This window comes from Nocardioides sp. (genome assembly GCF_050246775.1).
Lineage (GTDB): Bacteria > Actinomycetota > Actinomycetes > Propionibacteriales > Nocardioidaceae > Nocardioides.
This window is the reverse complement of sequence record NZ_JBFWVK010000005.1, coordinates 68,054-88,442: the sequence shown is the minus strand read 5'-3', so window position 1 is coordinate 88,442 and position 20,389 is coordinate 68,054. Positions and strand designations below refer to the sequence as shown.

Below are 20,389 nucleotides of genomic sequence, written 5' to 3'. Positions count from 1 at the left end.
GTCCACTCAAGGAGAAACGTGATCAACTCTCTCGGTCAGCCCCAGACGGTGCTGGTCCTCGGTGGGACCAGCGACATCGCCCTGGCCACTGTCAGGTCATGGGCGGCCACGTGTCGCCCGCAGGTCACCTTGGCGGCTCGTCCGAGCCCACGCCGCGACGCCGCGGTCGCCGAGCTCGAGTCGCTGGGCCTCGACGTCGTGGCTGTGGACTTCGACGCCGAGGACACCGACAGCCATCGCGCGCTCATCGAGCAGGTGGCCGCGCGCGCCGACATCGATGTCGCGCTCGTCGCCTTCGGGGTCCTCGGCGACGAGGAGGAGGCCTGGCAGGAGCATGCCTCGGCAGTGCGTCACGCCCGCGTCAACTATGTGGGTGCGGTGAGTGTCGGCGTCGTCCTCGGCGAGGTGATGAAGCGCCAAGGACACGGCAGCATCGTGGCCATCTCCTCGGTGGCCGGTGAGCGCGTGCGCCGCTCCAACTTCGTCTACGGCAGCGGCAAGGCCGGCATGGACGGCTTCTACCTCGGCCTGGGCGAAGCACTGCGGGGAAGCGGTGTCCACGTGGCTGTCGTGCGCCCGGGTTTCGTGCACACCAAGATGACCGCAGGTCGCGAACCCGCTCCCTTGTCGGTCACCCCCGAGCAGGTGGCCGAGGCGATCATCGACGCCGTCACCGAGCGCCGTGACCTCGTGTGGGTGCCGCGCCCCATGCGCGCCGTGATGTCCGGGCTGCGGCACGTGCCGCGTCCGTTGTTCCGGCGCCTGCCCCTGTGAACCTCGGCAGGGTGTCGCCCCGGCTGCCGGCGCTGCTGCCGGTCCTCTGGGCCGCCGTCCTGCCCCTGCTCCTGCTCGGTCCCGCCCTCGGCATCGGCTACGTCCTTTCCTTCGACATGGTGTGGGTGCCGGACCTGGCACTGCGCTCGGACTTCCTCGGTCTCGGCACGGCCCTTCCGCGCGCGGTGCCCTCAGACGCCGTGATCGCGGTGCTCGACGAGGTGGTGCCGGGCATGGTGCTGCAGAAGCTCGTCCTGTACGGCGCGTTGCTGATCGCTGGTCTCGGCTGTGCGCGGCTCGTCGGGGACTCGACCCTCGCCCGCCTCGTCGCGGTCAGCCTGGCGATCTGGAACCCGTTCGTGGTGGAACGGCTGTGGATCGGGCACTGGCCGGTGCTGCTCGGCTATGCCACGGTGCCGTGGCTGGTCCTGGCCGGACGCCGCATCCGACGCGAGGGCTCCATCCCGCCCTCGGTGTGGCTCCTGCTGCCGCTGGGCAGTCTCAGCGCCAGCGCGGCGCTGGTCTCGGCGCTGACGCTGGCGGTCTCCGCCTCAGGACGCCTGGGACCGGAGGTGGATCACAGCCGCGCGCGCCTGGTGCACCTCCGGCTCGCGGTGGGCTGCGCGGCGGTGAACGCGCCCTGGGTGGTGGCCGGCCTCCTGCACGCCGACGATGCGCTCTCCGCGGGCGGGTTCGACGTGTTCGCGCTGAGTCGCGAGGGCTCGCTACCGGCGCCGCTGGCGGCTCTGGGCCTGGGCGGCATCTGGAACAGTGACGTGGTGCCGTCCTCTCGCGAGGGTGGGCTGGCCTGGGTTGGGCTGGTGATCGTGCTCGTCTTGGCCGTGGTCGGCGCCCGATCCTGGTGGCAGCGCGCCGGTGACCCACGTCTGATCTGGCTGTGGGGTGTCGGCTACCTGCTTGCCCTGGTCACCTGGGCCAGCCCGGAGACCGCGTCGTGGGTCGGTGCCCACGTCCCGGGCGGGGGGTTGCTTCGCGACGGCACCCGGTCGCTTGCGCTGTGCATCCCCTTGCTCGTCTGCCTGACGGCCTCCGGGGCCGACCTGGTGCACCGACGTGCCCGCGCCGGTGCACCGCGCGCAGCGATGGCCCTCGCGTGCGTCCTGCTTCCGGTTGCCACGATGACGGACGCCGCCTGGGGGATCGGTGGCAACCTGCGAGCCAGCCAGTTCCCCGATTCCTACTCCGCCGCCCGTGCCGCGGTGGGCGACCCGGCCGAGGACCTGTTGGTGCTGCCCTTCAGCAGCTATCGCGCGCCGACCTGGAACGGGGGTCGCAAGGTGCTGGATCCCCTGGGGCGCTACCTGCGGCCGAACTACGTCGTCAACGACGAGCTGTCGATCTCGGGGGTCGTGGTGCCTGGCGAGGACCCCCGGGTGCCGCGCGTGCACGCGGCGCTGGCTCAGGACACACCGGCCAGCCGGGCTGCTGCGCTGGGGCAGCTGGGCATCCGGTTCGTCGCGCGAGAGCTCGATGCCCCCGGCGTCGCGGACCCGGCGTACGACGCAGCTGTCGCCGGCACCCCGGTCTATGCCGGCGCTGATCTGGCGGTCGTGGAGATCACGGCAGACGTGCACCCGCGCGAGGTCACCATGGCGACCCGATGGTGGATGTCCGTGGCCTGGGCCGGGTTCATCGGCGGCTTGGCATGGGGCTTGGTAAAGGTTGGGAAACGCGCGGTTCAGCGATGGTTACTGGCGAGGAAACAAGTGCTAGAGTCACCGGCTGAGAGCTAGGGGAGGAATCACATCGTGGGAACCATTCTGGGCACGATCGGCAGTCTGCTGGTCGGTGGCGTCGTTGCCGGCGTCACTGTCGTCGGTCTCGTGTCGTCGTCGGTGAACTCCAGTTCCGACAGCCCCGGTGACATCACCGCCCCGCCCTCGTCCCAGATCGACTACGGCAACTGATCCTCGTCGGTCACCTCGTCCTGACTGGACACCCACTCGCCTCTGATCGCTGAGGTCATGACGTGGGCGAAAGCCGCCTGTGAGTGTTCCCAGGTGAAGCGCCCGCTGTGCTCCCGTGCTCCGGCAGCCAGCTTCGTGCGTACCTCCTCGTCGGTGAGGATCGTGCGCAGGGCCTCCACGAACTCCGGCAGGGTGTCGACGAGCAGACCAGAGCGCTCGTCGTCGATGGACTCCCGGGTCCCGCCTGCCGAGCGATAGGCGACGGTCGGGGTGCCGTGCATGGCTGCCTCGCCGACCACGAGCCCCCATCCCTCCTTGATCGAGGGCAGGGCCATCACCCAGGAGCGCTCGTAGATCTCCTGCTTGCGCAGCTCGTCGACGTGTCCGGTGAATTCGATGACGTCCTGGGCGTCGCGCTCGGCGACGAACTCCTTGAGCTGGGGCTCCCACCAGCCGCTGCCGACCACGGTGAGCCGCAGCTCCCGAAGGTCACGGCGCAGCTCGAGGGTCGCGTCGATCGCGTGCTCCAGCTGCTTGTGGGGCACCAGTCGCCCGACCGCGCAGATGCTGGGATGGGTCGACTTGGTGGTGGCCACGGGCACGAGCTGGTCGGTGCCGTTGTGCACGACCGCGACGTGGGTGGCATCGACCCCGAGCTCGGCCAGCTCGGAGCGGGTGGCCTGGGAGACTGCGACGTACTGGCACCGGCGATACAGCCAGGGCGCCACCGTGCGCTCGATCCACCAGCCCACCGTGCCGGTCAGGCCGGGGTAGACCACCGGCCACTGCTCGCGGTGCACATGGTGGACCAGGACGACGACAGGGCGCCGGGGTGACCAGGCGGGTGAAGAACGGCAGCCCGTTCTGGACGTCGACGACCGCGTCCACGTGACCGAACCGACGGCCCAGCAGCATCAGCATGCCGCGGACGTAGACCGACAGCTTCGATCCACGGCGCACGTAGCGCACCCCGTTGATCGTCTCCTGCGGAGCGGCTCCGGCGTGTGCGGCGCAGAAGATGGTGACGCGACAACCGCGGGCCACGAGTCCGTCGGCCATCTTCTCCAGGTACCTCTCGGCGCCACCGCCCTCAGGGTTCAGGGTGTCGCGCCAGCTGAACAGGGCCACGTGCCGGCCAGCGAGAGCGGAGGTGTCGGGAGAGGTCACGCCGGGAGGGTAGTCGCAACCGCGGCCAACCGCACAGTCGAGGCTACTCTCGGGTAGGGTCGGCGGGTGCCGAGCCAGTCCAGTGTCCCTCCTCGCCGGTGGGCGCCGACCCTGCGACGCTCGATCCGGCTCTTCGGGGACTTCCGTCACGAGCAGGACGACCCCCGGCGCTTCTACTCCGCACTGGCCCACGACTCCATCGGGCAACTGTCCGGCTACCACGACCTCGAGGGATCGCTCGTGCTCGATGTCGGCGGGGGGCCGGGCTACTTCCGCGATGCGTTCCGGGCCGCAGGAGCCGACTACGTGGCGCTGGACGCCGATGTCGGCGAGCTCTCCGGGCTGGGCTCGATCGCGCAGGGCACGGTCATCGGGGACGGGATGAACCTGCCGTTCCGCGACGCCTCGGTGGACGTCTGCTACTCCTCCAACGTGCTCGAGCACGTCCCCGACCCCTGGCGGATGGCCGACGAGATGATGCGCGTGACCCGCCCCGGGGGCATCGCGTTCATCTCCTACACGGTCTGGTACGGCCCCTGGGGCGGCCATGAGACGTCGCCGTGGCACTTCGTCGGGGGGCTTCGGGCCCGCCGCCGCTACCAGCGCACCCACGGCCACGAGCCGAAGAACAAGTTCGGGGAGTCCCTCTTCGCTGTCACCGTGGGCAGTGGGTTGGCCTGGGCACGGCAGCAGGGCCACGGCGAGGTGCTCGCGACGATCCCGCGCTACAACCCACGCTGGAGCTATCTGCTGACCCGCATCCCGGTGCTGCGTGAGCTGGCCACCTGGAACCTCGTGATCGTGGTGCGCAAGCGTTGAGCGTGCCGTCCTCCCCGCCTCCCGCACCGCGCCGTCCACTGGCGACCTCACCCCTGCGCATGTGGGGCTACGTGGCGATCCTCGCGGCCCTATCCTTCGCCCAGTCCCCGGGTCGGGTCGTGCCGGACACCAAGTTCGACCTCGTCTCGGCCCCGGGCCGGTTCCTGGCTGGTGCCACCCACATGTGGGATCCGGGCCAGGCGTTCGGGCAGCTGCAGAACCAGGCCTACGGCTACCTGTGGCCGATGGGTCCCTTCTTCCTCGCCGGCCACTCTGCCCACGTCCCGGACTGGGTGGTGCAGCGGCTGTGGTGGGTGCTGCTGCTGTGCCTGGCCTTCTTCGGGGTCATCGCGCTGTGCCGCGAGCTGAGGCTGGGCAAGCCCTGGACCCAGGTCGTGGCGGCGTTCGCGTTCGTGCTCGCCCCCCGGATGACCTCCCTGCTCGGTGAGACCTCGGTCGAGCTCTGGCCCACAGCCCTCGCCCCCTGGGTGCTGCTGCCCCTGGTACGCGGGTCGCGGGTCGGGTCGGTACGCCGTGCTGCGGCACTGTCTGCGCTGGCGGTGACCTGCTGCGGCGGCGTCAACGCCACCGCCGTCTCCGCGGTCCTCCCGCTGGGAGTGGTGTGGATCCTGACCCGGGCACCCGGCCCCCGCAAGTGGCCGCTCTTCGGCTGGTGGACCCTGTTCACGACGCTGGGGTCGCTGTGGTGGTTGATCCCGCTGGTCCAGCTCGGCCGCTACAGCCCACCGTTCCTTGACTACATCGAGAACTCCTACCTGACCTCCGCCCCCACCGGCCTGCTCAACTCCCTGCTCGGCACCTCCGACTGGGTCGCCTACCTGGCACCTGCCAGCTTCCCTGCCGGCGCCACGCTGGTGTCGACCTCCTTCCTGCTCCTCGACGCCGCGGCACTGGCGGCACTCGGGCTCGTGGGACTGGCGATGCGTGACCATCCCGAGCGACGGTTCCTGGTGCTGGGACTGCTGAGCGGATTGATGCTGGTTGGCCTGGGGTATGCGGGCACGCTGCACGGATGGTTCGGCGGGGAACGCCAAGGTTGGCTCGACGAGCTGCTGTCTCCGCTTCGCAACACGCACAAGTACGACGCGGTGCTGCGCCTGGTGCTGAGCCTCGGACTGGTCCACCTCCTGGCCCGGCCGCCCGTGGCCGACCAGGTGGGCCGGTGGCGACCGGCACTGGTGCTGCGCGGGGCCGCTCTTCTCGCCGTACTGGGACTGGCCAGTCCGTGGCTGCAGGGAGCCGTGGCGGCCCCGGGCGGCTTCGCCGCCGTCCCCGACTACTGGAAGCAGGCGGCCCGCTACCTCGACGACGAGGGACGCGGCACCGCCGTCGAGGTGCCGGCCGCCGCCTTCGGTGACTACACCTGGGGCAGCACGCACGACGATGTACTCCAGGGCTACGCGCGTTCCAACTGGGCTGTGCGCAATGTGATCCCCTTGGCCGAGCCGGGCAACGTGGTGTGGCTCGACGCGCTCACCGAGAGGCTGGAGAGCGGGCGCCCGAGTGATGAGCTGGCACCGATGCTGAGGGCGGCCGGGGTGGACCTGGTGGTGGTGCGCAACGACCTCGAGCGACTCACCACGGGTGCTCCGGACCCGGCCTACCTGCACAGTGCCCTGGTCAGCTCACCCGGGCTCGAGCTGGCAGCGAGCTTCGGGCCGACCGTGGGGGAGGTCCAGGGCGGCGTGGTCGACGACGGCACCCGGTTCGTGATCAACGGGGGACTGAGCCAGCCGGTCGCCTCGGTGGAGATCTACCGGGTCGAGGCAGCCACCGGTGCTGCATCGCTGCTGCCGGAGGCGCCCTCGCGGATCGGCGCTCCGGGGGCGGCCTCGGAGGACTCCGGCCCCTGGGTGCTCACCCCGGACCTGTCACCCGACCAAGTCGGACGGGTGGTGCTCACCGACGAGCTGCGCCGACGTGAGGTGGCCTTCCAAGCCGTGCGTTCGAACGCCTCATCCACCCAACCGGCCGGCAGCCTTCCGCGACGGCCGGGCCCCGAGCAGTTCCACCGCTTCCTCGACGACCAGGAGCGATGGCAGAGCACGGAGGCCTGGACGGGCATCGCGGCGGTGAGCGCCAGCTCGTCCCAGGCGTACGCCGACGCCGAGCCGCCGCTGGAACGGGGCAACCACCCGGGTGCTGCGCTGGACCGTGACCCGCGGACCGAGTGGAGCACCGCCCGCAACACCCTGCCCGACTCGCAGTGGTGGCAGGTCGACCTGCTTCAGCCCACCGCACTGACCCGGGTCAGCGTGACGATGGGTCGCGACTCCATCGCCGTCCCGTCGCTGAGGCTCTCATCAGGCGACCAGGCGCAGGTGGTCGCCGCTCCCGCGCCGGGACAGCGGCGCACCTATCGCCTCGACTTCTCCTCCGTCAGCGCCCTGCGGATCACCGCGGTGGACGCCGGACGTTCCGCGGACACCTCGTGGTCGCTCGCTGAGGTTCACCTGGACGGGGTGGCGGCCCAACGCTGGGTCGACCTCCCCGCACCACCGGCCACGTCGGTGGTCCAGCGCATCGAACTGCGGCGGGATCCGGAGAAGTCGGCGTGTCCCAGCGTGGAGGGCACCGTCGTGTGCCGTCCGTTCCTGGGCAGCCACGGCGACGATGGCGACGTGGTGGCGCGACGCTTCGCAGTGACCGCCGGCGGGGACTACCGCGTCGCTGCGACCGTGTCGCTGCGCCGGGGGGCTCGGCTCGCGGCGGCACTCGCCGAGAACCGCGGGGTGCGGGTGCTGGCCTCGACGGCACGCCCGGCCGATGTCGCGGTCCGGCCCCAGGCCATGACTGACGGTGATCTGGGCACGACGTGGATCGCCGCCGGTGAGGATCCGCCGACGATCGATCTGCGCTGGCGCCAGGCACAGCGGCTCGACAGTCTCGACTTCCGGCTGGGCGTGCATGCGGCTGCCAGCGCACCGTCCCGGGTCACGGTGTCGGCCGGCGACCGCGAGGTCACCCGCACCGTCGACGACACCGGGCGCGTCGAACTTCCCGGCTGGCGCACCCGCGAGGCGAGGATCGTGATCGACGACGTGGACGAGGCGGTGACCCAGGATGGCGGCACCGTGACGGGACTTCCGGCCGGGGTCTCGGAGTTGCGCATCAACGGAGCCACGCTTGACGACTCCTGGAACCCTCAGCGGTTCCCGTGTGGGACGGGCCCCCAGGTCACCATCGGCGACGAGTCGTTCCAGACCCGGGTGTCCGCGTCGGTGTCGACACTGATCCGGGGGAGCGAGGTGCCACTGGAGCTGTGCGCGCCTGTCGACGACGTGATGCTCGCCGAAGGCGGGAGCTCCGTCCTGGCGCTGCCGTCCCCGTTGTTCCGGGTGGAGCGAGTGACGCTGGAGCTCACCGGGGGCTCGCCGGCTGCTGTGGCACCGGTCGGCAGCTCCCTCGACCTCGAGGTGGACAGGTCCGGGTCCCCGCGGGGGCTCGACCTCCCGGCCACGGAGGGCGACTCCACCCTGGTTCTGGCCCAGAACTTCAACGCCGGCTGGCAGGCGACCCTCGACGGGACACCGCTCGTGGCCCAGCGGGTGGACGGTTGGCAACAGGGCTGGCAGGTCCCCGGCGGCAGTGCCGGCCGGGTCGAGTTCCGCTATGCCCCCGAGCGCGGCTACGTCACGGGACTGGGGATCGGTGGGGCCGGGGTCCTGCTGGTCCTGGCGCTGGGCCTGCTGGTCCGGCGACGTACTCCCGACCCGCGCCCGAGTCTGAGGGCAGCCTGGGCCGGCTGGGGCGACGTGGCGATCGCGGTCGTGGGGGCGGGTCTGCTGACCGGGTGGTTCGGCGCCGGGGCGGTGATCGTGGTGACCCTCGCCCTGCGCCGGCTGCGCAGCGTCGATCTGGACTCCCTGGCGCTCGCCGCCGGCGGACTGGTGATGCTGGCCGCCGTGCCCCGGGTGGTGCCGTCGGTGCTGAACTCGGTGGACTCCGATGCCACCGGGTACGCCGTTCAGATGTTGTGTGCGCTGGCCCTCGCACTGGTGCTGTTCGTGCCTGAGCCGAACGGGCCGCGATCCTTCAGTCTGAGGAAGCGTCGCTCGAAGCCGTAGAACGACGCGGTGGCCAGGATCCCGGTCACCGCCGCCACCAGGACCAGCACGAAGCCGAACTGCCCGGTGAAGATCTCGATGTCGAGCACCCGCATGCCGTTGATCAGCACGAACATGTGGATGGCGAAGACTCCGAAGGAGATCTCGCCCAGCCCGAACGGGATCGGGCTGGCCAGGAAGCCGCGCACCCGGCCTTCGAGCGCGGGACCGAAGACCAGGGGGAGAACGAAGAACGTCCCGGCGACGGCGTACAGCACGCACTTGAGACCGCTCTCCAGTGCGGTCGAGGCGATGAGGGTGCGCGGGCCGGCGACCGGGGTGCAGGCGACTGCGAACACGGCGGCCGCCAGGATCCAACACCCGGTGAGGTCCGCGCCCCAGCGATCGAGTCGGCTCTGTCGCGGCCGGACCACGTGGTCGGCGCTGACGGCCGCGAACAGCATTCCGATGCAGAACCAGGGCAGGAAGCCGAACAGCCACTGCGACTGGTGGTGCGTCACGTCCGAGACGGTGGCGGCCCACGACTGCCAGGCGACGCCAGCGACTGCGAGAGCGGCGAGCCAGGCCATGATCCGGCGCAGGCGGAACTCTCGTCCGGTGGCTGCGACGAGGAGGGGCAGGACCACGTAGAAGGCGACCTCCACGCACAGGCTCCACATCTGCGTGAGGCTGCTCGAGGGAAGGCTGGGGCGATAGACCTGGGTCAGGGTGAGGTCGGTGATCCAGCGGCCGGGGCCCGCGCCGTCGTTCGCCGGATCGAGGAGCAGCGCCGCGCTCACCACGACCCAGTAGAGGGGCAGGATCCTGAGGGCGCGCTTCCAGTAGTAGGTACGCACCGGTGGGAACCGCAGGCCCTGAGCGCGGGCCAGGTAGAGGGGGCGGCTGAGGAGGAAGCCGCTCAGGATGAAGAACAGGGTGACGCCGAAGTCGAGTCTCGACAACACCGCCCCCGTCCAGCCCTGGGCGACCTGGCCGGTGTTGAAGGCGACGTGCGTCATCAACACCATGATGGCCCCCGCCGCACGGACCGCGTTGAGGGTGGGGAAGGTGCGGTGGCTGGTCATCGCCGACTGCCCGCTCACGAGGTCGCCGCCGGGAGCGGGCTCGGCAGGCCCAGTTCGAGCTCGCTCACGCACATGGTCGTGCCCTCGGCCACGCCGGAGAACTGGATCGAGTCGAAGTCTCCATCGGCGCGGAAGAACAGGCTGTGCAGGCCCTGCCGCACCTCCGTCTCATGGTGACTGTCACCGGCTGTCACCTCGAGCGGCGAGGTCGTGTCCGCGACGTACGCCGCCCGCACCCACCACCCGCCGCCGATCACGGGGCCGTCGAGCGGGATGTCGACCTGGCCGTTCCTGACCGGCCAGGGACAGCCACGGGCGCGTGGGTCGTCTGCTCGACGTACGGGGTTGATGACCATGGGCCGGATCTCGCCGTTGTCGGCGATCATGTAGATCGTGTCGGTGGTGATCTTCGGGTAGTAGGTGTCGTCCTCGAACATCCGCAGCACGTGGCTGTTGGAGTTCTCCGGGTAGGCGAAGGCCCACATCAGGAAGCCCGGTACCCCCACGTCCACGAGCGGCACGGGCTCGTCGCGTTCGGCGAGCTGCTTGGCCAGCGTGGTGAAGTATGTCTTCGACTCGAGCGCGGACTGCCAGTGGTTGATGTAGACGCTCGAGGAGTAGACGGCCAGCACGCACACCGCCACCACGGCGCCCGCGGTGCGCTTCCAGTGGTCCAGGAAGTTGCTCGGCGCGGCCACCTCGACGAGCTCCTCGGCGTCGCGCAGCGGCAGGATCGCCAGGCCGAGAGCGATGGCGGTGATCGCCGCCAGCTCGGTCTGGTAGCGATAGTCGAGGGCGATGACCGGGCCGACGAAGGAGGCCCGGGCACCGGTGACCAGGACGATGTCGGCGGTCAGGAACGCCGCGACGAGGATCCAGGCACGCTTCGAACGCAGCCGCGTCTTGCTCAGCTCATAGGCCAGGACCCCCAGGATCCCGACGGCCACCAGCGTGACGATCTGCGTGGGCGAAGGGACCGCGAAGAGGTCGGTCGTGTACTCCCAGCTCAGCGGACCGCCCAGGATGCCGGTCGAGAAGGCATAGCCCGCCATGTTGGTGAGCACCGGCATGAGGGACTGCTCGTTGGTCCGGTTGGGGTCGTAGTTCAGGCCGAACTTCACGTAGAGGGCCAGGTAGCCGACCGCCACCGTCGAGTACAGGATGACCCCGGTGCGGTAGCGCGCGAGGATGGTCGTGAGGCGTTGGACGATGTCCCCGGTGGCGAAGTAGGCCAGGGCGAGGAAGGCGAAGAGGATGAAGATGAGGAGCGTCTTCTCGTAGAACGCCAGTGATGCCACGGTGACGGTCATGCTCGCCACGGCCCAGCCCAGGCGCCTGCTGCGCAAGTAGTTCAGGTGTGCCCATCCTCCCCAGAAGATGGCCGCGAGGAAGGGCAACTGGTTGATGCCTGCGGCCCACCAGATGAAGGCTGGCAGGGAGATCACGCTGGCCAGGAAGATGGCCAGAGGCGCGAGGATCGCGGGACGACGTCCGAACGCCGACACCAAGAAGACCAGCGCACCGACGCTGGCCAGTGCCTGGAGCAGCAACAGTTCCGTGGCCGGCAGGGTGAAGTTGAGCGGATCGACCTGCGTGTTCAACCAGGTGAGGAAGAAGCCGGCCGGCATGAGGTGCCCGGCGTAGTCGGTGCTCATCGACTCCGACAGCGGTTGGTTCATCACCCGTGACATGAAGGAGAAGTCGTCGAACTGGAACCAGGAGCCGTAGATCGCCCAGGCGCGGAAGCCGAGCTGCGCCACGATCATGGCGACTCCAGCAACGATCACCCTGACCCCGGGGTCGCGAAGCCGCTGGGTGGTGTTCGCGAGCCGTGTCTGCACGCCCGGACTATATGTCACCGCGCGTCGTTCCCCACTGCTCCCCGAAGCCGTCGGGTCACAGGACACGCCCGAGTCCTACTGGTAAGTAGGAAACGAGACTACTGGTGCGTAACTATTGGGTGTGACGGACTGCACAGGGGCGTCAGATCCTGTTAGTCTTCGGCGACTCATCTACTTCTGGAGGGCTTCATCGTGCGCAAATGGGCTGGCTTGGTCCTGGTTTTTCTCGGCGCATTTCTGCTCATCGCCGGCATCGTCGCGAAGGTCTGGGGCCCCGGCCTGGCTGAGCGCACCCCGCTCAACGTCAACACCTTCACCTACCTGACCGGCACCGCCGACAAGCTCAACTCCGGCACCGGCGAGGTGGAGACCGACCTTCCGGTGAAGTACCTCAGCGTCACCCGCGCCGACCCGAACATCTCCGACGGGGACTACGTCGCGTTCGTGAACACCAAGTGCGTCAACATCGACCAGGACGACCCTCCGGCCTGTCTGGATGAGAACGACGACCGTCTCATCACCAACACCGTCGACACCTTCGCCACCGATCGCCACACGGCGATGGCGACCGACAAGTCCCAGTACCTCGCCAAGGACGCCGTTCCTCATGAGGGCCTGGTCAACAAGTGGCCCTTCAACACCGAGAAGAAGACCTACCCCTACTGGAACGGCATTCTCGGCACCACGGTCGACGCAGAGTACGTCGGCACCAAGGACTACGACGGTCTGGAGACCTACGAGTTCTCCACCGAGGTCGCGGAGACCCCGGCCGAGGTGCTCGACGGCGTGCAGGGCATCTACAGCACCAACGAGACCATCTGGGTCGACCCGCGCACGGGCTCGATCATCGACCAGGAGGGTGGCCAGGTGCTCAAGCTGGAGACCGGGGACCTGATCCTCGACATCAACGTCGCCTACACCGATGACACGGTGGCCACCAACGTCGAGGACGCCAAGGCCAACCGCAAGACGCTGACGATCCTGCTCGACGTGCTGCCGCCGGTGGGCGTCATCCTCGGACTCCTCATGCTGGTCGCCGGTGGGCTGATGATCCGTCGCTCGCACCGCTCCGGAGACCACGCCGCCGACGACACCGTCAGCCTCGCAAAGGTCTGATCAACGCGGCTCAGGCCAGGTCGGCGACATAGATCGCCGTGCCTGGCGTGAGCACGCCGCGGATGTGTGACCACCCGCCCCAGATGCGTTCGTGGCCGGCCGGCCACTGAGGTTCGGCGATGTCCTTCAGCACGAAGCCGCAGGCGGCCAGGATCCGGACCCAGTCGCCGATCGTGCGGTGGTGCTCCACGTAGGCGACCCGGTTGCTGGCGTCATCGATCTCGACGTACGGCGTGCGGTCCCAGTAGGACTGGCTGGCCAGGAGGCCGGCCTCGCTCGGGTCGTCGGGGAACATCCACCGAGTCGGGTGCGTGATCGAGAAGGCGAAGCGCCCGCCGCTGACCAGCACGCGGGCGACCTCGGCGACCGCGACCTCGATGTCACTGACGAACTGCAGGGCTCCGAAGGAGGAGAAGACGACGTCGAAGGAATCCTCGGCGAAGGGCAGGTCGGTGGCGGTGCCGTTGACGGACGGGACGCGCAGGCCGCTCTCCTCGTCGATGCGACGGGCGTGCTGCAGCTGGCGGAACGAGAGGTCGAGGCCGACGGCCCAGGCTCCTTGGGACATGAGCCACCGTGAGCACTGGTTCGCCCCCGAGCCGACCTCGAGCACCCGCTTGCCGGACACGTCGCCCAGCAGACCGAGCTGTTCCTCGCCGAGACCCTCAGGACCCCAGACGAAGCCCACGTCCCCGAGGAAGTTGCCGTGGGTGGACTGGTACTCGTCGGCGTAGGCATCCCAGTCACGCTGATTGGCCACCCGCGACTCGCGTTCGTCGACGGGCCGGCGCTCGACCCGGACGGGAGGGTGCGGTTCCACGCACCGACCCTACTGGCCAGACAGCCCCACGGGCACAATGGCGCCGTGGAGCTGCCGATGGACCTGATCCCGCTCGAGGGGGGTTTCAGTGGCGAGACCTTCGTGACCGGGGCACCCGGAGAGCAGGTGGTGGTCCGGATCCACGCTGGACGTTCTCGGGCCCGCGGGCCGGCCGCGGTCGACATCGACGCAGCAGTGCTGCGGTTGATGCGCGGGATCGTTCCGGTGCCTCAGGTCCTGGAGGTACGGCGCCCGACCGGTGAGCTACCCGGACTTCTTGTCACAGAGTTCCTGGCCGGAGAGCGTGCCGACCACCTGCTCCCCATGCTGGACCGCGAGTCGCTCGCTCAGGTCGGGGCCAACCTCGGCGCCTTGGTCGATCGGCTGACCCATGTCCCCACGCTGAGGGCCGGTCCGTTCGTCGACGAGACGCTGCGCATCGGCGATGACCTGGGTCCCGATGGCCTCCCCGGGTGGGTGGAGGCGCAGCTTCCGGCTCTGAGCACCTGGAACGCCTCGCTACGCACGCGGCTGATCCGGCTGGCCGAGAGCGCGCAGGACCTGCTCGACACCGTCGACCGGACCTGCCTGGTGCACGGTGACCTCAACCTGAAGAATCTGCTGATCGATCCGGCCACCCTCCAGGTGACGGGCGTTCTCGACTGGGAGTTCGCACGCAGCGGCTCGCCGTACTCCGATCTCGGCAACCTGCTGCGCTTCGAACGCGACGAGGACTTCGTGGCCGGAGTCCTGCGCGGTCTCGGCTCGGCGGAGAGCCGCTCCGACCTCCTCGACCTGGGCCGGGCGGCGGACCTGGTGGCCTTGGTCGACCTCGCGGTCCGCGACCACGACCCCGAGGGGCGCAACCCGGTGACCTCCGCGGCCCAGGCGCTGTTGCTGGACCTGGCGAGCCACGGGTTGCCGACGGGCTGCCTCGATTGATCAGTCGAGGCGTGCCGCCACGGTGAACAGCGTGGCAGCGGCCGCGCAGGCCACGGTGCGGGCGTGGTTCCAGGTCGTCCAGTCGCGCAGGTAGTCACGCCACAGGACGCCGGCTTGTGCAGCGGCGGGATCGAGCGCCGCAAGCGCATCGTTGTGCGGCACGTGGTAGGTGACGGTGAGGGCGATCGCCACCAGGTAGCAGGCCGAGCCGGCGAGCTGCCACGGCGCCGTGGGTTCGTCGAGGTGGCGGATCGCCGACACCCCGAGCACGACGCACGCTCCCGCGGTGCCGAAGAGCACGGTCATGAACACCGGGTTGGGTGCGCCGCGGTTGATCTGCTGCATGGCTGTCAGGCCCTGTCGGTCGGGCAGCCGTCCCAGGCTGCTCATGACGAAGGTCGAGAAGGCGAGGAAGACACCACCGGCCAGGCCGGACCCGACGGCGCAGACGAGGGTGAGATGGCGGCGCAGGACGTCGAGCATGAGGTCTCCTGATCAGTGGGGACCTTCAGTACAACCTGCCGCAGCGAGACGCTCCATGGTCTGAACGCTCCTATACATGTGTGATCGTCTAGCATGCCGGCATGGATGCCGTGAGCAGCTTCCTCGACGGCCCCCGCGCCCAGGGCGCGTTCGTGCTGCGCGCCGTGCTCGAACCGCCGTTCTCGCTGATCATCGAGGACGAAGCTCCGTTGACCGTGATCGTGGTGCTCACGGGCAGCGCGTTCATCGGTGCCCCGTCGGAGGGCCATCAGCTGGAGATCGGTGACGTGGCCATCGCCCGAGGGCCGGATCACTACCTGTTCGCCGACCGTCCAGGCACACCTCCCCAGTTGCGTATCCTCCCGGGTCAGGCGTGCGTCTCCCTGACCGGGGAGAGCATGGCGGAGGTGATGGGGCTCGGGGTCCGCACCTGGGGCAACCGGGCGGACGCCTCGACGGTGGTCCTGATCGGGACCTATGCAGGGCGCAGTGAGGTCGGGCGGCGACTCACCGCTGCGCTGCCTGCCCTGGCGGTGCTCAGGGCAGGGGAGTGGGACAGCCCCGTCCTCGGTCTGCTGGCCGCCGAGGCGACCCGGGACCAACCGGGCCAGCAGACGGTGCTCGACCGCCTCCTGGACCTGGTGGTCGTCGACGCCGTGCGGGCATGGTTCGACAGCGCCACGACTACCGCGCCCGGGTGGTACGCCGCAGCCGCGGATCCGGTGGTCGGCGCGGCGCTGCGACTGCTCCACGATGACCCGGCACACGCCTGGACGGTCGAGGAGCTGGCCAGGGAGGTGGGCGTCTCCCGAGCGTCGTTCGCACGGAGGTTCAGCGACGCGTTGGGTGAGCCCCCGATGACCTACCTCACCGCGTGGCGTCTCGCGCTGGCCGCTGATCTGCTGCTCGACGCCGAGGCCACGGTGGGCCGAGTGGCACGCCAGGTGGGCTACGGCAGCAGCTTCGCCCTCAGCGTCGCGTTCAAGCGGGCGTATGGTCGAAGTCCGCGCGAGCACCGCGCCGCCCGCCGTACCGCCTGACCCCGGTTGGACGGCGAGAAGTCCCGCGGCGTAGTCTTACGGTTGCGCCAGAAGTCTGCCTGCGTCCCGGACGGAGCGGATTCTCGCTCGCTATCACTGTGACTTCCACAGATCCACTGTCATCGGTAGTGAAAACGGCTTTTGCCGCGCGCCCGCACGACGACTCACCATCCAAGGAATTCTTTCCCCTATGACGAGCACCATCTCTACTCTTCCCGATTACGACGCGCCCCAGGTTGCAGTCAACGACATCGGTTCCGAAGAGGACTTCCTCGCCGCGATTGACGCGACCATCAAGTACTTCAACGACGGCGACATCGTCGAAGGCACCATCGTGAAGGTCGACCGTGACGAGGTCCTCCTCGACATCGGTTACAAGACCGAAGGTGTCATCCCCTCCCGTGAGCTCTCGATCAAGCACGACGTCGACCCCTCCGAGGTCGTTTCCGTGGGTGACAAGGTCGAGGCCCTGGTTCTCCAGAAGGAGGACAAGGAAGGCCGGCTGATCCTGTCCAAGAAGCGCGCCCAGTACGAGCGCGCCTGGGGCACCATCGAGCAGGTCAAGGAAGAGGACGGCGTCGTCGAGGGCACCGTCATCGAGGTCGTCAAGGGCGGTCTCATCATCGACATCGGTCTGTGCGGCTTCCTGCCTGCCTCGCTGGTGGAGATGCGTCGCGTCCGCGACCTGCAGCCCTACGTCGGCCAGGTCCTCGAGGCGAAGATCATCGAGCTCGACAAGAACCGGAACAACGTGGTCCTCTCGCGCCGTGCCTGGCTCGAGCAGACCCAGTCCGAGGTTCGCCACGGCTTCCTGACCCAGCTCCAGAAGGGCCAGATCCGCAAGGGTGTCGTGTCCTCGATCGTCAACTTCGGTGCATTCGTCGACCTCGGTGGGGTCGACGGCCTGGTGCACGTCTCGGAGCTGTCCTGGAAGCACATCGACCACCCCTCCGAGGTCGTCACGGTCGGCGACGAGGTCACTGTTGAGGTGCTCGACGTCGACATGGAGCGCGAGCGCGTGTCGCTGTCGCTCAAGGCGACGCAGGAGGACCCGTGGCAGCACTTCGCCCGGACCCACCAGATCGGTCAGATCGTGCCGGGCAAGGTCACCAAGCTGGTGCCCTTCGGCTCGTTCGTCCGGGTCGAGGAGGGCATCGAGGGCCTGGTGCACATCTCCGAGCTCGCCGAGCGTCACGTCGAGATCCCGGAGCAGGTCGTCCAGGTCAACGACGACGTCATGGTCAAGATCATCGACATCGACCTCGAGCGTCGTCGGATCTCGCTGTCGCTCAAGCAGGCCAACGAGACCGCCGCGGCTTCGGACTCCGAGGAGTTCGACCCCACGCTCTACGGCATGACGGCGTCCTACGACGAGCAGGGCAACTACATCTACCCCGAGGGCTTCGACCCGGAGACCGGTGAGTGGCTCGAAGGCTACGACGACCAGCGCGCCGTGTGGGAGGACCAGTACGCCAAGGCCCACACCCGCTGGGAGGCCCACGTCAAGCAGCAGGCCGAGGCCGCCAAGGCAGAGGTCGAGGCCAGCGAGGCCACGTCCTACTCCAGTGGTGCAGGCGCGAGCACGGACGGCGACGAGGCGGTGGCCGACGAGACGACCAGCGGCTCGCTGGCCTCCGACGAGGCGCTGCAGGCGCTGCGTGAGAAGCTCACCGGCGGCGGTGCCTGACCGCCACGTTCCACGTTCGACGGCCCGGCAGGGGAACCTGCCGGGCCGTCGGCATTTGGCTGTCGACGGGATCAGATGCTTGTAGAGTCGAAGCATGTCCTTCTCGGGAAGGCGACGACCTTCGGTCGCGCTGCTGGGGCGCGCTCTCGCCCTGATGTTGCTGACCACGGCCCTCGTGACGTGTGATCGCCCGGATGCCTCAGCGGAGGATCCGGCCAGGATCCTGATCGTCGGTGACTCCGTTACCCAGGGATCGGCCGGGGACTGGACCTGGCGCTACCGGCTGTGGCAGCACCTCCGGCGCCAGGGCGTGGCGGTGGATCTCGTGGGGCCGCGCCAGGATCTCTGGGACAATCTTGGGAACGTGCCGGGTTCCATTGACTACCTCGACCCGGAGTTCGACACCGACCACGCCGCTCGGTGGGGGATGTCCTTCGCGGATCAGGACGATGCCATCGGCGAGCTCATCCAGCGCTATCAGCCGGACGTCGTGGTCGAACTGCTCGGCCTCAATGACCTGGTCTGGCAGGGAGTGGGCGCGGAGGGTCTGCACGATCGCGTCGAGACCTTCGTCGCCCAGGCCAGGGCAGCGGACCCGGGGGTCGACCTGGTCGTCAGCCGGATCCCGCAGACTTGGCTAAAGGACGTGCCGGCTTCCAACGAGCGGCTCTCCGATCTGCCCCGAGAGCTCAGCACGGCCGAGTCGCGTGTGGTGGTCTCCTATGCGGATGAGGGTTTCGCCGAGAGTGCCGACACGTGGGACGCGGCTCATCCAGCTGCTCCGGGGGAGATCAAGATCGCTGCCTCGGTCGCCGATGCGCTGGCGTCGTTGGGGATCGGAGCGCCGTACCCCCGCCCGCTGCCGCTGGTGCCCCGCGGGCCGCGGTGGGCCCCCGCGTTGACCGCGAGGCCCGGCGACGGGCAGGTGCAGTTGTCGTGGGTCGGGTCGCCCGGCTCCGACCATGAGTACGTGTGGTTGCGTGATGTGAGCGCTGGAGCCCAGTGGCGGCGCCTGCCCTTCCCGGTGCCGGGTCGCACCTGGGTGGTCACGGCACTGCGCAACGGCCACGACTATGCCTTCAGACTTCAGCCGGTGAAGGGCTATCACGCGGCCGCAGCAGACATTCGCTCGAACGTGGTGCGGACGTCGCCACGGGCGCCGCGTCCCGGCCCGGTTCGGGGACTGGTGGTCCGGCCTGCCCGCACCTCGCTGACACTGACGTGGCGGGCGCCCCGGCTGGCCACTCGGAACCAGGTGCGGTGGTGGCCGCGAGGGCACCCTGCGCAAGCTAGACGGCGACTGGTCAGGGGTCCTGCCCTCAGGATCGGTTCGTTGATCGAAGGGCGTCGATACGTGATTGCCGTGGCGGGGCTCAACGACACGACACCCGGCCCGGTCCGTCGGGTCGTGGCGACCCCGCGCAGGCGTTAGCCGCGGGGGGTGAGCCGGTAGGGGAGGCGCACGCCCAGCTCGTCACGGCACTGGTTCCGCCGGGCGGTGAACTGGTCGTGTCGCGCGAAGGAGACGAGCGCGGCGAACGCGACGGCGAGTAGGAGGAGGGCGAGGAAAGTAGTCATGGCAGTAATTCTCCGCTCGCTGCTTTCCTGCCACGAGTGGCAGGAAAGTCAGGGTGCATCGATTTTCTGCCAAGACTGTGGCAGGCTGGGCACATGTTGACCAACGTCGCCGCTCTCGTGTGGGACGGCGTGGCACCCTTCGAGCTCGGCGTGGTGTGCGAGGCCTTCGGGATCGACCGCTCCGACGAGGACCTGCCGGTGATGGACTTCGCCGTGGCCGGAGTGGCGCCGGGTCCGGTCGAGACCTCGGTCGGGTTCACGATCGACGTCCACCACGGACTGGACCGGGTGGCGCAGGCCGACCTGGTCGCCGTACCAGCCATGAAGCGTGGGGAACCGGCGCCACCGGCCGCCCTCGAGGCCTTGAACGCTGCCGTCGAGCGCGGGGCCCGCGTGTTGTCGGTCTGCTCGGGTGCGTTCGCACTGGGGGAGGCCGGCCTGTTGGACGGGCGCGAGTGCACGACCCATTGGCGCTACACCGACGAGCTGGCCCGGCGTTTCCCCCTGGCCCGGGTCGTTCCCGAGGTGCTCTACGTCGACACCGGCCTGGTGATCACGAGCGCGGGGTCGGCTGCGGGCCTCGACGCCGCCCTGCACCTGTGGCGCCTGGAGTACGGCGCTGCCGCCGCCAGCAAGGTGGCCCGGCGGATGGTGGTGCCTCCCCAGCGATCCGGGGGGCAGGCGCAATACATCGCCCGGCCTGTCACCGACTGCTCGGCCGAGACACTGGGGCCGTTGCTGACGTGGATCACCGAGCACCTGTCCGAGGACCTGTCCGTGGAGACGCTCGCGAAGCGCTCCCACATGTCGGCGCGCACGTTCGCCCGGCGCTTCCGTGCTGAGACCGGCGTGACCCCGCATTCGTGGGTGACCAGCCAGCGGGTCCTGGTGGCCGAGGAGCTCTTGGAGCGCACTCAGCACTCCGTGGACTGGATCGCGGCCGAGGTCGGCTTCGGCAACGCAGCCGGGCTGCGGCATCACTTCGCCCGTTCTCGGGGAGTCAGCCCGCAGGAGTACCGCCGGGCGTTCTCGGCCTAGGAGT

Annotated in this window: 17 protein-coding genes; 11 read left to right on the top strand and 6 right to left on the bottom strand. The window is 69.2% G+C overall.

The window, feature by feature from the left end; translation table 11 throughout:
• Nucleotides 1-18: 18 nt before the first annotated feature.
• Genes AB7I40_RS19015 through AB7I40_RS19005 form a run of 3 tightly spaced genes read left to right on the top strand, consistent with a single transcriptional unit; the run spans nt 19 to nt 2,702 of the window.
• Nucleotides 19-774, top strand: a complete 756-nt coding sequence (locus AB7I40_RS19015; RefSeq protein ID WP_428346826.1) for a decaprenylphospho-beta-D-erythro-pentofuranosid-2-ulose 2-reductase — start codon at nt 19-21, stop codon at nt 772-774.
• Entirely contained in the window at nt 771-2,528 is a 1,758-nt protein-coding gene (locus AB7I40_RS19010; RefSeq protein WP_428346825.1) for a hypothetical protein, read from the top strand. The genes AB7I40_RS19015 and AB7I40_RS19010 overlap by 4 nt, the downstream gene beginning before the upstream one ends.
• 15 nt (nt 2,529-2,543) lie before the next feature.
• Nucleotides 2,544-2,702: a hypothetical protein gene (locus AB7I40_RS19005; protein WP_428346824.1), complete on the top strand. Its 159-nt coding sequence runs from the start codon at nt 2,544-2,546 to the stop codon at nt 2,700-2,702.
• On the opposite strand, the gene AB7I40_RS19000 is transcribed toward AB7I40_RS19005, so the two are convergent.
• Nucleotides 2,690-3,502, bottom strand: coding sequence for a glycosyltransferase family 4 protein (locus AB7I40_RS19000; RefSeq protein ID WP_428346823.1), 813 nt, complete (start codon nt 3,500-3,502; stop codon nt 2,690-2,692). The genes AB7I40_RS19005 and AB7I40_RS19000 overlap by 13 nt on opposite strands.
• A gap of 433 nt (nt 3,503-3,935) precedes the next feature.
• Here AB7I40_RS19000 and AB7I40_RS18995 point away from each other — a divergent pair, with 433 nt between their 5' ends.
• Nucleotides 3,936-4,688 (top strand): class I SAM-dependent methyltransferase, encoded by a 753-nt coding sequence (locus AB7I40_RS18995; protein WP_428346822.1) that lies wholly within the window; start codon nt 3,936-3,938, stop codon nt 4,686-4,688.
• 2 nt (nt 4,689-4,690) lie between these two features.
• Entirely contained in the window at nt 4,691-8,776 is a 4,086-nt protein-coding gene (locus AB7I40_RS18990; protein ID WP_428346821.1) for an alpha-(1->3)-arabinofuranosyltransferase domain-containing protein, read from the top strand.
• On the opposite strand, the gene AB7I40_RS18985 is transcribed toward AB7I40_RS18990, so the two are convergent.
• The gene (locus tag AB7I40_RS18985) at nt 8,677-9,840 is read right to left on the bottom strand and encodes an acyltransferase family protein (protein WP_428346820.1); all 1,164 of its coding nucleotides are present in this window, start codon (nt 9,838-9,840) and stop codon (nt 8,677-8,679) included. The two genes, AB7I40_RS18990 and AB7I40_RS18985, sit on opposite strands and share 100 nt — an antisense overlap.
• A 14-nt stretch (nt 9,841-9,854) precedes the next feature.
• Nucleotides 9,855-11,681 (bottom strand): hypothetical protein, encoded by a 1,827-nt coding sequence (locus AB7I40_RS18980; RefSeq protein WP_428346819.1) that lies wholly within the window; start codon nt 11,679-11,681, stop codon nt 9,855-9,857.
• A 192-nt stretch (nt 11,682-11,873) separates the two neighbouring features.
• Here AB7I40_RS18980 and AB7I40_RS18975 point away from each other — a divergent pair, with 192 nt between their 5' ends.
• Nucleotides 11,874-12,797 carry a DUF3068 domain-containing protein gene (locus AB7I40_RS18975; protein WP_428346818.1) on the top strand — a complete coding sequence of 308 codons (924 nt, stop codon included), beginning with the start codon at nt 11,874-11,876 and terminating at the stop codon, nt 12,795-12,797.
• Nucleotides 12,798-12,807: 10 nt separating this feature from the next.
• On the opposite strand, the gene AB7I40_RS18970 is transcribed toward AB7I40_RS18975, so the two are convergent.
• Entirely contained in the window at nt 12,808-13,617 is an 810-nt protein-coding gene (locus AB7I40_RS18970) for a class I SAM-dependent methyltransferase (protein WP_428346817.1), read from the bottom strand.
• 45 nt (nt 13,618-13,662) lie between these two features.
• Here AB7I40_RS18970 and AB7I40_RS18965 point away from each other — a divergent pair, with 45 nt between their 5' ends.
• Nucleotides 13,663-14,559 carry a phosphotransferase family protein gene (locus tag AB7I40_RS18965; RefSeq protein ID WP_428346816.1) on the top strand — a complete coding sequence of 299 codons (897 nt, stop codon included), beginning with the start codon at nt 13,663-13,665 and terminating at the stop codon, nt 14,557-14,559.
• Here AB7I40_RS18965 and AB7I40_RS18960 read toward each other — a convergent pair whose 3' ends face one another.
• Complete coding sequence (locus tag AB7I40_RS18960; protein ID WP_428346815.1) at nt 14,560-15,042, bottom strand: DUF1772 domain-containing protein; 483 nt, start codon at nt 15,040-15,042, stop codon at nt 14,560-14,562.
• 101 nt (nt 15,043-15,143) lie between these two features.
• Between AB7I40_RS18960 and AB7I40_RS18955 the strand changes: the two genes are divergently transcribed.
• The 3 genes from AB7I40_RS18955 (at nt 15,144) to AB7I40_RS18945 (ending at nt 19,201) form a co-directional block, all read left to right on the top strand.
• Nucleotides 15,144-16,082: an AraC family transcriptional regulator gene (locus tag AB7I40_RS18955; protein ID WP_428346814.1), complete on the top strand. Its 939-nt coding sequence runs from the start codon at nt 15,144-15,146 to the stop codon at nt 16,080-16,082.
• Between the two features lie 190 nt (nt 16,083-16,272).
• Nucleotides 16,273-17,769 (top strand): 30S ribosomal protein S1, encoded by a 1,497-nt coding sequence (rpsA, locus tag AB7I40_RS18950; protein WP_428346813.1) that lies wholly within the window; start codon nt 16,273-16,275, stop codon nt 17,767-17,769.
• 94 nt (nt 17,770-17,863) lie between these two features.
• A complete protein-coding gene (locus AB7I40_RS18945) occupies nt 17,864-19,201 on the top strand; it encodes a GDSL-type esterase/lipase family protein (RefSeq protein ID WP_428346812.1) in 1,338 nt (445 codons plus the stop codon).
• Here the strand turns inward: AB7I40_RS18945 and AB7I40_RS18940 are convergent.
• Nucleotides 19,198-19,347 carry a hypothetical protein gene (locus AB7I40_RS18940; RefSeq protein WP_428346811.1) on the bottom strand — a complete coding sequence of 50 codons (150 nt, stop codon included), beginning with the start codon at nt 19,345-19,347 and terminating at the stop codon, nt 19,198-19,200. The two genes, AB7I40_RS18945 and AB7I40_RS18940, sit on opposite strands and share 4 nt — an antisense overlap.
• A 93-nt stretch (nt 19,348-19,440) precedes the next feature.
• Between AB7I40_RS18940 and AB7I40_RS18935 the strand changes: the two genes are divergently transcribed.
• Complete coding sequence (locus AB7I40_RS18935) at nt 19,441-20,385, top strand: helix-turn-helix domain-containing protein (RefSeq protein ID WP_428346810.1); 945 nt, start codon at nt 19,441-19,443, stop codon at nt 20,383-20,385.
• Nucleotides 20,386-20,389 lie beyond the last annotated feature (4 nt).